The sequence below is a fragment of the Pelatocladus sp. BLCC-F211 genome, from assembly GCF_041928655.1.
Lineage (GTDB): Bacteria > Cyanobacteriota > Cyanobacteriia > Cyanobacteriales > Nostocaceae > Pelatocladus.
Genome location: NZ_JBHFLM010000116.1, coordinates 1 through 15583 on the forward strand (window position 1 = coordinate 1; position 15583 = coordinate 15583).

The 15583-nt window shown below is 40.2% G+C and carries 15 protein-coding genes and 1 pseudogene; 8 read left to right on the forward strand and 8 right to left on the reverse strand.

The features are described 5' to 3' along the window. Positions 1-259 (forward strand): hypothetical protein (locus tag ACE1AT_RS14155; protein WP_374869316.1); only part of this gene is annotated, 259 nt, incomplete at its 5' end. Here the strand turns inward: ACE1AT_RS14155 and ACE1AT_RS14160 are convergent. Further along, on the reverse strand, positions 246-3371 hold the full coding sequence (locus ACE1AT_RS14160) for an MFS transporter (protein WP_374869318.1): 3126 nt from the start codon (positions 3369-3371) through the stop codon (positions 246-248). The two genes, ACE1AT_RS14155 and ACE1AT_RS14160, sit on opposite strands and share 14 nt — an antisense overlap. Positions 3372-3641: 270 nt before the next feature. Between ACE1AT_RS14160 and ACE1AT_RS14165 the strand changes: the two genes are divergently transcribed. Beyond that, positions 3642-4226 carry a sporulation/spore germination protein gene (locus ACE1AT_RS14165; RefSeq protein WP_374869320.1) on the forward strand — a complete coding sequence of 195 codons (585 nt, stop codon included), beginning with the start codon at positions 3642-3644 and terminating at the stop codon, positions 4224-4226. 28 nt (positions 4227-4254) lie between these two features. Here ACE1AT_RS14165 and ACE1AT_RS14170 read toward each other — a convergent pair whose 3' ends face one another. Both ACE1AT_RS14170 and ACE1AT_RS14175 read right to left on the reverse strand, forming a co-directional pair. Beyond that, on the reverse strand, positions 4255-5466 hold the full coding sequence (locus tag ACE1AT_RS14170; RefSeq protein WP_374869322.1) for an ATP phosphoribosyltransferase regulatory subunit: 1212 nt from the start codon (positions 5464-5466) through the stop codon (positions 4255-4257). Continuing rightward, positions 5466-6410, reverse strand: a complete 945-nt coding sequence (locus ACE1AT_RS14175) for a DnaJ domain-containing protein (protein ID WP_374869324.1) — start codon at positions 6408-6410, stop codon at positions 5466-5468. Before ACE1AT_RS14175 ends, ACE1AT_RS14170 begins: the two co-directional genes overlap by 1 nt. On the opposite strand from ACE1AT_RS14175, the gene ACE1AT_RS14180 reads away from it, so the two are divergent. Beyond that, positions 6367-6555: a hypothetical protein gene (locus ACE1AT_RS14180; RefSeq protein WP_374869376.1), complete on the forward strand. Its 189-nt coding sequence runs from the start codon at positions 6367-6369 to the stop codon at positions 6553-6555. The genes ACE1AT_RS14175 and ACE1AT_RS14180 overlap by 44 nt on opposite strands. Before the next feature lie 60 nt (positions 6556-6615). On the opposite strand, the pseudogene ACE1AT_RS14185 reads toward ACE1AT_RS14180, so the two are convergent. Continuing rightward, a pseudogene (locus ACE1AT_RS14185) lies at positions 6616-7056 on the reverse strand (sensor histidine kinase); the annotation flags it as partial. Between the two features lie 50 nt (positions 7057-7106). Next, positions 7107-7922, reverse strand: a complete 816-nt coding sequence (locus ACE1AT_RS14190) for an inositol monophosphatase family protein (RefSeq protein ID WP_374869326.1) — start codon at positions 7920-7922, stop codon at positions 7107-7109. Between the two features lie 179 nt (positions 7923-8101). Between ACE1AT_RS14190 and ureG the strand changes: the two genes are divergently transcribed. Continuing rightward, complete coding sequence (gene ureG, locus ACE1AT_RS14195; protein WP_374869328.1) at positions 8102-8698, forward strand: urease accessory protein UreG; 597 nt, start codon at positions 8102-8104, stop codon at positions 8696-8698. A 199-nt stretch (positions 8699-8897) separates the two neighbouring features. On the opposite strand, the gene ACE1AT_RS14200 is transcribed toward ureG, so the two are convergent. Both ACE1AT_RS14200 and ACE1AT_RS14205 read right to left on the reverse strand, forming a co-directional pair. Beyond that, entirely contained in the window at positions 8898-9389 is a 492-nt protein-coding gene (locus tag ACE1AT_RS14200; RefSeq protein ID WP_374869330.1) for a hypothetical protein, read from the reverse strand. 137 nt (positions 9390-9526) lie between these two features. Further along, on the reverse strand, positions 9527-9925 hold the full coding sequence (locus ACE1AT_RS14205; protein WP_374869331.1) for a DUF5684 domain-containing protein: 399 nt from the start codon (positions 9923-9925) through the stop codon (positions 9527-9529). Positions 9926-10197: 272 nt separating this feature from the next. Here ACE1AT_RS14205 and ACE1AT_RS14210 point away from each other — a divergent pair, with 272 nt between their 5' ends. After that, positions 10198-11163 carry an acetamidase/formamidase family protein gene (locus ACE1AT_RS14210; protein ID WP_374869333.1) on the forward strand — a complete coding sequence of 322 codons (966 nt, stop codon included), beginning with the start codon at positions 10198-10200 and terminating at the stop codon, positions 11161-11163. A gap of 28 nt (positions 11164-11191) precedes the next feature. After that, positions 11192-11563, forward strand: a complete 372-nt coding sequence (locus ACE1AT_RS14215) for a TSUP family transporter (RefSeq protein ID WP_374869335.1) — start codon at positions 11192-11194, stop codon at positions 11561-11563. Positions 11564-11818: 255 nt separating this feature from the next. Here ACE1AT_RS14215 and ACE1AT_RS14220 read toward each other — a convergent pair whose 3' ends face one another. Further along, complete coding sequence (locus ACE1AT_RS14220; RefSeq protein WP_374869337.1) at positions 11819-13888, reverse strand: dynamin family protein; 2070 nt, start codon at positions 13886-13888, stop codon at positions 11819-11821. A 201-nt stretch (positions 13889-14089) separates the two neighbouring features. On the opposite strand from ACE1AT_RS14220, the gene ACE1AT_RS14225 reads away from it, so the two are divergent. Both ACE1AT_RS14225 and ACE1AT_RS14230 read left to right on the forward strand, forming a co-directional pair. Continuing rightward, a complete protein-coding gene (locus ACE1AT_RS14225; protein WP_374869339.1) occupies positions 14090-14284 on the forward strand; it encodes a hypothetical protein in 195 nt (64 codons plus the stop codon). A gap of 155 nt (positions 14285-14439) precedes the next feature. Beyond that, entirely contained in the window at positions 14440-15582 is a 1143-nt protein-coding gene (locus ACE1AT_RS14230; RefSeq protein WP_374869341.1) for a BMP family ABC transporter substrate-binding protein, read from the forward strand. Position 15583 lies beyond the last annotated feature (1 nt).

A 15583-nucleotide genomic window follows, 5' to 3' on the forward strand; every position in this document is an offset into this window, starting at 1 on the left:
GCACGGGAGATTTGCTCGTTTCCTCCATCTCCCCTTCCCTCGCCTCCGGCATTGGTCAGGGAAGTGTCGTCAACTTGCACGCATTCTTCCCGACGCTCATGCAACGCAATTGAGCGCGGGGCTGCTGCTGCCAAAGCTCAATCAAGGATTTTTCTTCATTCCACCAGATGTAAAGACGCGAAATTTCGCGTCTCTACATACCAATTTGTGGGTAATTGGTCAATGCAAAATCGAAAATCCAAAATCTAAAATTGAGTGACTGCTAAAGCGCCAGCGATCGCCGAAGCAACGAGGGAAGCAAAAGCAGTATTAAATAACCACCACGCTGCATCTGCTACAGCTTTTCTCATTTCTCTTGCTTGCTTTTTGGTTTGTTCTTTGAGTGTAGCAAGACGTTTGTTAACTTCTTGTTGGATACGTTCAGCGCGCTGGAGGATGCTATCTCTTGTCGCTTCGATGCGGTCGATAATCTGATTAGCTTGTTCTGGGGAAATATCCTCACGAGAACTGAGAATCGCAACTAGGGTATCACGATCAAATTGACTGAGGCGATCGCGTAACGCTTCCAATCCCACTTGGGGATCATCAAACAATTTGGCAAAGTCTTGCTGAATCGCTTCATAATTTAGTTCGGGACGATCCAGAGAATTAAGATAGTTGCGGACTCTAGCAAAAATTCCATCAACTATTGATTGTAATCTATGCTGGAGTTGCTGGTATTGTTCGACTATCGAGTTGCGAACAGATTCGATTTGATCCACAATTCGGTTAGCTTCAGCTTCTGAAATATCCTCACGTTGGGATAGTAGCGCCACAAGTGTTGAACGATCAAACTTGGTTAGGCGATCACTTAAACTCCCAACTCCTGTGCGGGGATCATGCAGCAATAATTGTAAATCTCGTTTGATACCCTCCGGGTTGAGTTCTTCTTTATTAGTGTTCCGCAGGTAGTTTTCGAGATTAGCTTCAAAATCCAGAACTTGTTTAGTAGTACGGCTTGCCAAGCGTCGTGGCGCTCTGACAATATTACCAATGGCTTGTTGTACTTGGTCAATAATACGATTGACATCTTCTTCACTCAAGTCTCCTCGCTGAGTCAGCAATTTGACTAAAGTTTCTCGATCCACCTGCGAAAGGCGATCGCGTAAAGCCAAAGCACCCTCTTGGGGATTTTCGAGTAATTTTTCTAAATCTCGCTGGATACTTTCTGGGTTGAGTTCTTCTAAATTAGTATTGCGAAGATATTGGGCGATCGCTCTTGCTGTTTGTGCGTATTGTTCTTTTGCTTGATCAGCTAATTTTTGCGGTGCTTGCAGGATATTATCGCGTACTTGTTCCAAATTATCAAGGATTTGGTTGATCTGCTGTTCACTCAAATCTTGGCGTTGACTCAGTAATTTTACTAGTGTATCGCGGTCAAATTGTGATAATCTTGCCCGTAAAGCCGAGATTCCTGCTTGTGGATCTTCCAGCAGCGTTCTAAAATCGCGCTTGATATCTTCTGGATTGAGTTCCTCTTTGTTGGTGTTCCGCAGATAATCTTCTACCCTTTGTTGCAGTTGTTCAGCTTGTGTTCTGGCTTGTTCTTGCAGTTCTGTAGCCCGATTCAAAACGCGATCGCGAGTACTTTCGAGTTGATCAACAATATTATTTGCTTCCTCTTCACTAATATCTTCACGTTTCTGGAGTAGCTGCACCAATGTATCACGATTGAATGGGGAAAGGCGCTGACTTAATTCTTCAAAACCAGCTTCTGGATCTGCCAATAACGTTGTAAAATCTCGCTCAATAGCTTCTGGATTTAGTTCTTCTTTACTCGTAGAACGCAGATAATTTTCAATCCGCGTACGGATATCTTGGGATTTTTCCCGTGTTTCTGCTTGACGGACTGTTTCTAAAACTTCCTGGCGAATATTTTCCAGTTGTTCAGAGATTTCCTTGATTCTTGCTTCACTGATATCATCGCGTCTTGAAAGCAAACTAGTCAGATATTCCGGATTAATTTCCTCTAATTCACGGCGGATTGTTGTAGGATCTGCATTTGGATCAGTGATGACTTCTTTAAATTCATCTGTGATCGTAATACGATTGAAATGCCAGGGTAAAGAATAGAGAATGTAATCTTCTACATCTGCCTTAATAGTATTGTAAGGTAGTCTTGGTAATCTTTGAGCTATTTGTTCGTTTGCTTGATCTCTGAGTTGTTTTAATTGGGAAGTTATTTTCTCAACATCAACTTCCTGAACTTTGTCTTTTAAATCTTCCAGTTGATGGCTGATTTTATCCACATCTATTTGGGAAAAATCTACCCTGTTGATCACAGCAGGTACAGCAGCAGTTAAGCCATATTGAATAGCTTGCTTAATTACACCATTACCTTGCTTTCCATTACCTCCACCTGCTGTCACCAATTCCTGAATTCGTTCACCCAAATTCTCAGATTTCAATTCTTCCGAACTCGCTTGTTTGAGCAAATTAATTACCTGTTGCGTGGGATTTATGCGATTTAAAACTTGCTCCCAAGCTGCTTGGAATTGGTCTGCAATTTGATTGATATCTGCTTTAGAAAAATCTGTGCGACTACTGATTAAATCGACAAAAGTCTGGCGATTGATATTTTGTAGTAAATCACTATTAGCAACAGATTGTAAATCTGAATCACGCAGCAGCTTGTCAAATTGCTCACGAATTTCTTTGATATTTAATTGTGGTAATTGTACAGCAGCTAAAGAACTTTGTAATGTATTGCGGATGCTGTCAGGATCAAAACCTGATGTTAATTCTCGACGTACTGCGGCTGTAATATCTTCCGCAGTCGCAACCATCTGGCTTTTCGCTACGTTAGAACCAATAGCAGTACCTGCTATACCCATCAGTCCTTGTAAACCAGAATTCACAGTAGTGATCACAGAACCAATTAAAGAACCGACTGCATTTGAACCGAGCCACATTAAGATTGAAAAGTAAGTAGACCAAATGACTACACCAATAATAGCTCCGAAAAATGCACTATTGATAAAACTCAGTTTCACGGCTAGAAAAGAAGCGCTAAATAATGCAATGGTTGCAGTGATTAGCGCCCACCAACCTACTTTTGCTTCTACTTTGCGAATCGCACCCCCCAAACTTTCTGATTCATCAGCATCTAAATCGACTCCCGATGAGATTCCTATAGCTACAGAAAAGTTCGTTAATAGTAATTGGAAAGCAAACGCCATGAATAATCCTGCGAGGAATGCTACCAAAAACTTTGGTCCAGAAAAAACAAGAGTTGCTTCTTCTGGAATGACAACCGCCTGAGCAAAATTCATCGGTACTAATCCAAAATCCAAGGGACACCATTTCAGAGGCAATTCTGTAATGGTAAACATAAATATTTCCCTCACTTTCACTTAATTACACACTTCCTTTTGTTCTGGAAATGTGATTACTTCTTCACCCTAGCTAGTAGTTTTTTAAACTAGTACTTCCTCTGGATATAAACACTTCTACCCGAAGTATGATAAAAAAATTTAAAATCAACGTGAGCGAGTAGTAAAAACAATAAATGATATTTGTTAATTTCTGCTTCTTCTGTTAAATTTATGCTGATTTCCTAGTAGTCAAGCTGAATTTAATAAAAGAAACCAGGGCGAAAAATCATGAAAAAAATTATCAACACTAGCAAGAAATATTTTTTCTCTGTAATATTTGTAGCAATAGCTGCTAGTCTTGGCAGCTGTAGTTCTAACTCTACTGATGAAGCTAATTTAAACATCACAACATCGCCTACTCCCAACAGTCAAACTGCTGCACCCGCTACACAATCACCAACTCAAAATACAGCTAGGCTTAACGCTCAACCCAACAGTGAATCACCTACCACAGATAAGACAGATAAAACTGTGAATGTCACTCTATACACCAGTGATGCACAATGTCAAGAACTCGTCCCCCAAAAAACGATAGTACCAGCACAGGAACCTGTGACAGGCGCGGTAGGTAAAATCTTAGAGCAACGGGATAACGGTGACTTTAGCTTTTCTGGATATCGAGTCAATATTAAAGATGGTGTCGCTACAGTAGATTTACGACTCACCCCCAATTCTCAACGCCAAATCACTTCTCTATCGAGTTGTGAACAATTTGCTTTATTTGGTAGTCTCCGTAAAACTCTTACAAGTAACCCCCAATGGGGAATTAAAGATGTTCGTTTCACCGAGCAAGGTAAAGAAATAGTGTTATAGACGCGTTCACCATTTGATTACATTATCTTTAGTTATTCGACTCAATCGTTGTTGAGCCATCAGCTTTCACCCAAGCAATTTGAGCAATAGAGCGATCGCGTGCATATTGACGAATTACTTCCGCGTCTTGTCCTCCCAATTCCATTTCTACACGCACTAAATGAGTAGAATTACGGAGTTTTTCAGCATAGGCAAAAGCCGCATCATATGCATTATTGTTTTCTGCGACAACTAACCAATTACTCGCAGGTGTTGTTTGCGGTAATTGCTGAGAGTAATCAAGAGCTTGGTATAAATCTTCAATAGATAAAGCAAAACCAATACCCGGAATATTATTGCCTTGGGGATGATACTGTCCTAATAATTGGTCATAACGACCACCACGCCCTAATACTCTTGCTCCTGAACCTGTATCACTCACGACTTCAAAAGAAATGCCAGTATAGTAGTCAAAAGTTTGAATCAGGCTCAAATCCAAAATTAATGGGAATTTTGACCGATTTTCTAATAACTCGACCAAAGATTTGAGGTTATTCACCGCCTCTTGCTGGGAAGCATCTAAATCCAGGCTACTAACTTTTTGTAAAACATCACCACTGTTTCCACGCAAATCGAGGATAATTCTGGCGCGGGAGCGTAATTCTTCAGTTAGGGGTAAATTGTCGATCGCAATTCGGTCAAGATGAGCGATCGCATAACGGACTTGGTTACGTACATTAGCGGGAAATACCTGTAACAACGATTGGGTAATTCCAGCTTCGCCTAAAATTAAATGCCAGTGGTTAATTGAGAGTGCTTGCAAACAATCTGCCAGCAAAAGCACCACTTCAGCATCAGCAAGTAAGCCACCAGCACCTAATAACTCTACCCCAGCCTGATAAAATTCCTGCGGTTGATTGCGCCGATAATCCGAGGAGCGCTGGAAAACATTGGTATTGTAATACAAACGCTGGGGATAGGTAACACCTGCCATGCGAGTGACAGCTGTACGAGCAATTGAGGCTGTCAGTTCGGGACGTAACCCCAATTCTTCGTTTTCGGCATTTTGCAATTGAATCACAGTTGAGCGTTGAATCGCACCCCCCGCCATCAGCGTATCTATCCGCTCTAGGGTTGAGGTGATAATTCTGTGGTATCCCCAACGGTGAAATACCTGCTGTAGCCTATCTTCTATCCAGCGTTTTTGAGCCACATCAAGGGGTAAGAGATCCCTAGCTCCCGCCGGTGGTTGATACACCATTATTTTTTCTTCCCACCAAACAAACCACCAAAAAGACCGCCACCTCCAGATTTATCTGGTTGTTTAGCCGCAGCAGATGAAGTCGCCGCAGCTTTTGCGCTACCGGGTTTTTGACCCGATATTTGTTCAATTTTGCGTTTTCCCTCCAACGCTGTTTCGTTTTTGGGGTCTAATTGCAAGGCGCGGTCAATATGAACTTTTGCCATCGTGGTTCGATTTTGCCTTAAATAGACCATTCCGATCAAGCTATGGCAATGACTATTATTTGGCTCAAGCTTGAGAGCATCTCGTAATTCTACTTCTGCTTGGGTGAGTTGATTTTTGGCAATTAAGTCTTGGGAACGACGGATATATTGAAGAACTACGGCTGAGTCTTCCTTGGGTGGTTCAGGTTGGGGTGGAGGGGGTGCAGTGGCTTTGTTTACTTTCGGTGGTGCAGCTTGTGATGGCGGTGTAGCGAGAGATTTACCTGCATTCCGCATTAAATAAACCAAGTTTAACTCGCTGACTAAACCAATGATTTGCACCACTTGCTCTAAAGATTCGTATTGAGTTTCAGCAATTTTGGCGATCGCAACTTTATAAGCATGTTCTACATTGGGCGCATTTACTAGCTGTTTCGCTACATCGGTAGTTAGTTCCAAAGCAGCAGATTCTTGCAATAAACGCTTACCCATTTGTGACAGAACTATGACATATTCTGTATAATTTTTTTCTTGAGAAAGTTTCTCGTAAGCAGGGTTAACTAACTTTGACAACAAATCGCTTGCTAGCTGTTTTTCCGTGTTACTAGACGCAGAAGAGCTATCCGGGTGCAGACGCCAAGCTATTTTCAAATAACGTTTGCGGATCTCCTTAATATCTGCATTAAGTGGCACACTTAGAATTGCGTGGTAATCTATGAAATCATATTTAAACAGTCCTTGGTCTATTTTGAATGACATAGAGCAATTTTATACTAATGAATATGTGATTATTACTAGTTTATCTTCTGGGTTAAGCTTACCCGCAAGAGTTATACCATTTTGGATTTTAGATTACCCTGCGGGTAGCCGCTCCGCGTCTACGCGTCTATGGATTTTGGATTGAGAATTGGCTTCTGCATCTAGGTTGAAAGTTTTTTGTTATACAATACAGCCTCACTAAAAATCACTGTCGGGTCGGAATCTGAATCGCAAATTCTGTTCCTTGATTTGGCTTAGAGAAGCACTCTAGTTTTCCTCGATGTTTTTCTGTGATGATTTGATAGCTGATCGACATACCCATACCTGTACCTTTACCCACAGGTTTTGTTGTAAAAAATGGATCGAAAATGCGCTGTTGAATATCTTCAGGAATACCAGGGCCATTATCCGCGATCGCAATTTTTACCCACAGCGAACCAACCAATGAAGTGCGAATTGTTATTTGGCTGGGATGATCTTTTGTATCCTGCTTTTTGTGGTTTTCTTCTAAAGCATCGATCGCATTCACTAAAATGTTCATCAAAACCTGATTCAGCTGTCCAGGGTAACATTCCACTAGGGGCAAGTTACCATAGTCTTTTGTCACTTCAATTTCTGGATGTTCAGGTTTGCCTTTCAGACGATTATGTTTAGTTGTTGGTGGTTGGTTGGTCAAAATTTCCCCCTTGTCCCCGATCAGCGATCACCAATCCCCTGAGATTGAACTTGCTGGAGTTCTTGACTCAGACTGTCGTGAAGATGTCCATTTGTCGCCAAAATTCTACCTGACTCAATTTTGACAGGAGTGCGATCGTAAGCAGTAACTTTCCCTCCAGCTTCACGCACTATAATTATGCCTGCTGCTATATCCCAAGGAGAAAGACCTCTTTCCCAATAACCATCCAGACGTCCACAGGCGACATGAGCTAAATCCAGGGATGCTGAACCACTGCGTCGTACTCCTTGGGTAAGATGGGTAAGATGACAAAATTCTGCGTAGTTGTTATCAGAAGTTTCACGGCGATCGTAAGCAAATCCCGTCACCAGTAGACTCTTACTTAATTCAGAAATGTCCGAAACTTTGATCGGACTCCGGTTACGGGTTGCACCCATATCTTGAGCTGCACGAAATAATTCATCGTGAAAAGGATCATAAATAACGCCTACTTGGGGAACACCATTGATCAGTAACCCGATAGAAACAGCAAAAAATGGGTATTGATGAGCGAAGTTTGTTGTACCATCTAAAGGATCGATCGCCCACAGAAATTCATTGTCTTGATTTCCCAGTTTCCCCGATTCTTCTGTGAGAATGGCATGGTCAGGAAAGTGACGACCCAAAGCTTGTAAAATGACTTCTTCGGAAGCTTTATCAGCAACAGTAACTAAGTCTCCAGGCCGTCCTTTTTCGGTAATTGCGTCTTCTACCTTACCCAAGTAACCTTGCAAAACCGCACCAGCAGCCAGCGCCGTTTCTGTGGCAATATCTAGAAAAATTTGTAAATTAGTCATTGGTCATTTGTCATAGGTCATTGGTCATTAGCCCATAGTCAATGGTTAAGAGTCAACCTCTAACAGGATTTTGGATTTTGGATTTTGGATCGATTCCACTTAGGTCATCTGTTTGCTCTGTACCATAAAGGAATTATCAGTCAACTACTAACAATCAACAACCAACTAACAATAAAATTATGAATGCTTTTCGAGTCGGAGTTGCTGGGCCTGTGGGTTCAGGAAAAACTGCTTTAGTCGATGCTTTGTGTAAGACGATGCGTGACAAATACCACATTGCAGTGGTGACTAATGATATTTATACACAGGAAGATGCACAGTTTTTAGTACTTTCTCAGGCTTTAACGAGCGATCGCATTATCGGTGTAGAGACTGGCGGTTGTCCTCACACTGCTATCCGTGAAGATGCTTCGATGAATTTAGCAGCAGTTGAACAATTAGAAGCACGTTTTTCTGATTTAAACTTAGTCTTTTTAGAAAGTGGTGGCGATAATTTAGCGGCGACTTTTAGCCCCGAATTAGTAGATTTAACAATTTACGTTATCGATGTTGCTGCTGGCGATAAAATTCCCCGTAAAGGCGGCCCTGGTATTACCAAATCTGATTTATTAGTGATTAATAAAACTGATTTAGCTCCCTACGTTGGTGCAGATTTAAACGTAATGGAACGAGACGCCAAAAAAATGCGCGGCGAAAAACCCTTTATTTTCACAAATTTAAAAACAAAGTCAGGTTTAGCAGATGTAATTGAATTTGTGACTAAAAATATTTGTTAGTCGTTATACCAATTCTTCGTGAAGCTGCATAGAATTTTAACCCTCCCCCAACCCCTCCCCGCTTTCGGGGAGGGGTGGCGAAGCCGGGGTGGGGTCTTTGTATGCGTCTTCATATAGAATTGGTATTAGTAGTTTTTTATTATTTACTCCCCCTTCCCTTGTCTCCGGTGTCTCCCTTGTCTCCGGTGTCTCTCTTGTCTCAATCCGTCCCAGACCAACTCCAAGTTGGGTTTCCATTATTCACACCTTTTTTAGTGATACTAGGCGTGAAAGTGTTAACATCTCGTTTACCTGTCATATCTAAAATTAAAAATACTTTGCCACCATTAAACCTGATTCGCAAGTGGGAAGGAGAATTGTAGTCTTCGTTGTCAAATTTGACAATACCACCACCTGCAACACATTGCCGATAGGCAGGTTTGAGGTTTGCTACCCAAGTGACACTAAACAAATCTGAAGAGGCGATCGCAAACGGCCCAGCAAAAGCACCTAATTTTGCCTGACCATTAATTGTGTATCCTCCTTCGTAGTAAGGAGCGTTTTGTTCTGTCACAACTACTTTTTGAGGACAGTTCTTTTCGGGTGTATTAACAGATTTAAAAACACCTAATTCTACCTGCGCGGCTTGGGCTGAAATTGTTGGAACAATAGTAATCACAGCAGTTAATAAATACAGGAATTTGTGATTCATGTGTAGTTTGTATATCTAAATAAATTCCTTTTCAGTTGTATCAATGAGACTTAATTTTCCAATAAATCATCAACCTGGGCTTTTGAAAATCAGGTTTTTTGCTTTTCCAGAACTTGCTATTCTGATAACCAGTGATATTAACCAAAAGCAAATTGGTATAATACCACAAAGTTAACAATGGGAATAATCATCAATAAAATTAACCAAGGATTCTTACCCAGCTTTTTCACAATATTCACAAAGGCAATTATCAAGAAGACCAAAGCAACAATATTCACCAAAGGAATAAAGAGTCCAATAATCCACCAAGGAGACTGATCACCAGCCTTATACATAATCCAACTATTCAGAATAGGAACCCAAGCAAACCAAGCATTTGATTCTCCTAATTTTTGGTATATCTTGTAGAAGCAATAAGAACCGAAGATATAGGCACTAATCCCAATAATAAAGCCAAGAAATCCTCCAGCACCGCCAGAGCGACTAGACTGGGCAATCAGGTAAATAAAACTCAAATTATCGCTGTGGAAAAGCATTCTTTATCCTCTAAATAAATTTTAAAAATTAGCAATTGCAGTTGTTTAGCTGTTTTAACTTAAAACACAGATGTCAAGGTAATATTTTCAACAAAAATTAGCTTTTATGTAAACAAAATGATACAATCCCATTACTTAAGTATTAAAGTATAAATAATTAACAAATATTTAATATCTGACTAATCATTCCTTGATGGTATACCTAACCCCCAATTTGGGGGAATGGGGGCTGGGAGCCAATCCAAAATCCAAAATCGAAAATATAAAATCGGATGACTCATCATATTTTAAAAGCAACTCCTAACACCGTACATCTAGGCGGTTTTTCACATGAAATCGAACCAGCATTGATAATCAAATCTGGCGATACAGTAGATGTGGAAACTTACACTGGTTACTATGTTTACAACAAAGCACCAGCAGAATTTCTGACGCCAGAATTTGTTGACATTTGCCAAAACCTACCACCAGAACGAAAAATAGCAGGTGGGCCGCATTTGCTTACAGGGCCTATTTATGTACAAGGAGCAGAACCAGGAGATATTTTAGAAGTAAAATTGGCAGCAATCAAACCAAGTTTACCTGTTGGTTTTAATGCTATTAGGACGGGATGGGGAGTTTTACCACACCAATTTAATGAACCAGCTTTGAGATTTATTCATCTAGATTTAGAAAATAATGTTGCGGAATTTCCTGTAAATAGTGGAATTAAAATACCCCTGAAACCTTTTTTTGGTATTCTTGGAGTTGCTACTCCCGAAACACAACGTTCTTCTATTCCTCCTGGTTGTTATGGTGGTAATATAGACAACCGTGAACTGCAAGTAGGTTCAAAAATATTTTTGCCTATTTTCGTTCCTGGTGCTTTATTTTCTATCGGTGATGGACATTCAGCCCAGGGAGATGGTGAAGTTAATGTCACCGCCATAGAAACATCTATGAACGGTACAATTCAACTCAAAATTCGCAAAGATTTGCAAGTAACTGCACCTATCGCTGAAACTGCTACTGATATTATCACAATGGGATTTGGTGATACTTTAGATTCAGCTTTAGAACAAGCTTTAAATAATATGATTGATTTTCTGGTAGGTTTTACAAAAATATCCCCAGAAGACGCCTATGTATTATGCAGTTTAGCGGTGAATTTTCACATTACTCAAGTTGTCAATACTCCCCAAAAAGGTGTGCATGGAATGTTATCAAAAAATGTTTTTGTCAATGGAATAAATTTATAATTTACTCATCCAAATAATTTATGATTTTATGTCTAACATACTCATTCAATTGTTGCTCATTGGGCTTGTGGCTGGTGTAGCTGGTGGGATGTTTGGTATTGGTGGTGGTGCAATTATGGTACCAGCGATGGTACTAATCATGAGCATGGATCAAAAATTTGCTACTGGTACTTCTATCGCTGCTCAAATATTGCCTATTGGTATTTTAGCCGCGATTGTTTACTACCGTAACGGTAATCTTAATATCAAATATGCTGTGATTATTGCTGTTGGTTTGATTATTGGTAATTTCTTTGGGGCTTTATTTGCCAATCAGGCGTTTATTAGTAGTGAATTTATGAAAAAGCTGTATGGCGTGTTTTTATTACTGATTGGTTTGCGATATTTGCTATTTAGGTAATTAGATATAGCATTATGGCGATGCACTTAAAAGAAAGCGATGATCGCATCGCTATCACGCAACACTGAATCTTATCAGACTAAACAATTGAATCGCCCGCAAGCCAACTGCGGGCTAATAGCCGAAGTCTACTAAGAGTAGACTGAATAAATAAGCCCTTCAACCCACTTCAAGTGAGTTTTTGCTATGAGCCAGCTATTTATTTGAGGGCGGAATGTTGGACTAATGAAATCCATCGAATTCACGTTAACTACCTTAACTTGTTGACTCTCCCCAAGAAATTCCAGCGAAAAAAACCTTTAGTTCTCTAAGCAAAAACAAAAGATTCTCGATTCTCTCTTTAGATGATTCGTCATTTGAACAAATTTCTCGAAGATGCTGAATATACTCTTGAAATTTCTCTTCAACCCCATCAGCACTTTGCTCAAATTTTTTAGTAGTATCTTGCCAGTACTCTTCAATGCCTTGTAGAAATTTATCTAGCACTTGTTGGTCTTCAAAATGGCTAGCAATCTTCTTTGCCAAACGACGTTCCCAAGAATCTCCCAATAGTGACCATCCAAGAGAAACAATAGCAGCAAATAGTCCGACTCCTAGTGTGATTGGTCCACCAATAGCAGCAACAAAAGACACGACAGTTGCTACTCCACCGCTAATACTTATACCCAGTACAGATAGAAGGCTAACAAATTTAGCAACAAGAATATAAGCACCAAGATTGCCCAATGAAGCAGCCCAAAACGCAAGCGCACCAACTCCACCTGTGCCAGCAAGACTACTTAGAAATGCTCCTTTTACATCAAATGGAATGGAGACATAACCAACATTAAGTTTAGGAAACTTGAGAAGTGCTTCTTCATAAGTTTCCAAAAATATCTCAACTTCTATTTTTAAAGCCTCTGAATTCTCCTTGATGTATGCTTCCAACTTTCCTTGGAGTTGCTCTACAAGATAACTTGCGGCGTATTCCTTTGCATCTTTTTTATCTCTGTAGCGATTTCGTATCATTGTTTCAATAGCAGAAACATCAACCGTGCCAGCATATGTTTGCTTGAAAGAAATGATAGTTCTCTCGTGCAACTCTGTAATACGATGTTGAACTTGACGACGGCATTGCTGATTTTGAGCTACTCTTTGTGGTTCGTCTTCTTCTAACTGTTCAAGCTCTTTTTGACTCTGTTCAATTTTAGATTTGGTTTGTTCGTAAGCTTGAATCTGTCCAGCAATCTGCTTGGGAACTTTTATTTTTAACAGACCAATTTCACGATCAATTTGATTTTTGCGAGCTTTAGGCAGATATTGACCAAGGACTGAAACTAGTTCTTTCTTCAGTCTTGCCCAACGTTCCGGTGTTTCTTCCCAAAAGGCAAAAAAACGGTTTTGCATGTTTTCTTGTGTAATAGGGCGATTGATTATCTCACTACGTTCCACAAAAACTGTTGCGCTAATGTGGTTAAAAAACCTGACTGCTCCAATCTGCAATATTGAACTTATTTGTGAATCTGAAATAAATGGATTAGCATGAGTTGCTACGACGAAGAGATTTCCAAGTGTTGGAAATTTGTCATCATTTGTTTCCGGTGCTGGCAATACTCTTAACAAGTGGCTGAGACGACTAAAATCCTCAGCATTCATAAAGCCATTAGCTGGTGAAGTGTATAAAATTATATCTGCTATCTGAACGGCACTGATAGCCTTTTTGACATCTTCTGAGGTTTGATCTGCTTGATCTGAATAACCAGGAAAATCTACGATATTACAAGACCTCAGAAGTGGCGCATCAACATAGACAACTGCTGAGTGTCCTTCCATTTCTGTTTCACTAAAGTGATCATGTACACCATGCTGACGTAAAATGTCGAGAGTACCAAATTTGATGCAATGTCTTTCAAACGACTTTTGAGAGTTCAGTAGTGTTAAATCAAAAACTTGATTTCCTTTTTCATCTCGTAGCCAGAAATCTTCAGCTAAGATACCAACTTGATCTTTAAACCAAATTGGGCGATCCTCAATGTGACGTACAAATGTGATGACTCTGGTAGCAGGCTGATACTGGGAAGGCAATATTTTTCTACCCATTAAAGTATTAGCTAAGTGAGATTTTCCAGAATCAAATCGCCCTACCAGTACTAAATTTGGCTTTTGGCGATAACGATGAATTTGCTTTCTTAAATCTTCTGAAGTTGGCGGCTTGTTAGGAATGTTTAGATTTCCATTTTCGGGAAAATTACTAACATATTGCTCCAGTAAGCTCAAGTTACGGTGTAATTCCAGGTATGGATTACCTGCATCAACAGACAAATTTTTACTAAAGATGTTTTCCATGAGTCGGTGTCCAGCTTTACCGTACAAAAATAGGATGCCCAGAATGACTCATGCTCTAACTTAATACACAATTTCTGTTGGCAAATCATAATCCTAATATTTAAGCAATCATTTGCTTGTCTTTGGGTTTAGCTCCGTTTTGTTATCAAGCTACTGAAGTTTCATGATCATGCGTTTCTAAATACACACAGTGTAATGTTAATGCATCAGGTCGCATTACGATCGCATCGGGTTACATTAAGATTGTATCGGGTTGCATTGCGATCGCATTGGGTTACAGTAAGATTGCATCGGGTTGCATTGCGATTGTGTCGAGTCGCATTACGATTGTATCGAGTCGCATTACGATTGTATCGGGTCGCATTACGATTGTATCGAGTGACATTGCGATTATAATGTCTGCTATTTCTCTTGGCTATTGTTAAGCACAAGAATTTTTCAGAGCATCAGCAGATTTATAAAATTGGAAAATAAAAATTTCACTTGCATCTACTACTCATTTAGTACTACAAAGAGAAATATTTTTAACACAGTACAGATCAGCGATAAATATGGATCGTCGTCAGTTTATCAAGTACGCCTCTCTTGCGGGAGCTAGTTTTACCTTTGCTGCTTGTTCTGGAGACAAATCTAATAATCCAGAAGAGACTTCGCCCTCTGGAACATCACCTGTAGCAGCGAATGAACCTTTAAAGGTAGGATTTGTGTATGTAGGGCCTGTGGGTGATTTCGGATGGACTTATGCCCATGACCTTGGTCGTAGAGAAATGGAAGCAAGTCTGCAAGGTAAAGTCAGCTCTACTTTTGTGGAAAATGTCAATGAAGGTGCTGATGCTGAGAGGGTAATTCGTCAACTGGCGTTAGATGGTAACAAGTTGATTTTTACAACTTCTTTTGGTTACATGAATCCAACCATTAAGGTAGCCAAAGATTTTCCTCGTGTTTATTTTGAACACTGTACTGGTTATAAACGTGCTGCTAATGTCGGTACTTATTTGGGACGCTTTGAAGAACCGCGTTACTTGACTGGGATGATTGCAGGTAAGATGACCAAATCTAATATTATCGGTTTTATCGGAGCATACCCAATTCCAGAAGTAATCCGTGGTATCGGTGCTTTTACCCAAGGACTAAGGGCGGTAAACCCCAAAGCAAAAGTGAGAGTGGTGTGGGTACAAAGTTGGTACGACCCAGCCAAAGAAAGAGAAGCAGCACAAGCTTTGATCAGTTTAGGTGCAGATGTCTTGACACAGCATACTGATTCTGCTGCTGCTGTGCAATTAGCAGAAGAAAAAGATATTTTTGCATTCGGTTATAACACCGATATGAGTCGGTTTGGCCCGAAAGCACATTTAACATCAGCTATTAATAAATGGGGTAAATTTTACACAGATAAAGCTTTGGCTGTCATGAATGGGACTTGGAAGTCTGAAGATGTTTGGTTTGGCATTGGTCAGGGTATGGTAGATATTTCACCTTTGAATTCAACAGTTCCTCAAGATGTACAGCAATTGGTAATGGCGAAGCGAGATGAATTTATTAAAGGTATTGCCCATCCTTTTGATGGTCCGGTAAAAGATCAAAAGGGTAAGGTACGAGTGCAGAAAGGTCAAGTTTTGCCAGAGAAAGAACAATTAGCGATGGATTGGTATGTAGAGGGAATTGAAGGATCAATTCCGAAAGCGGAATCTTAAT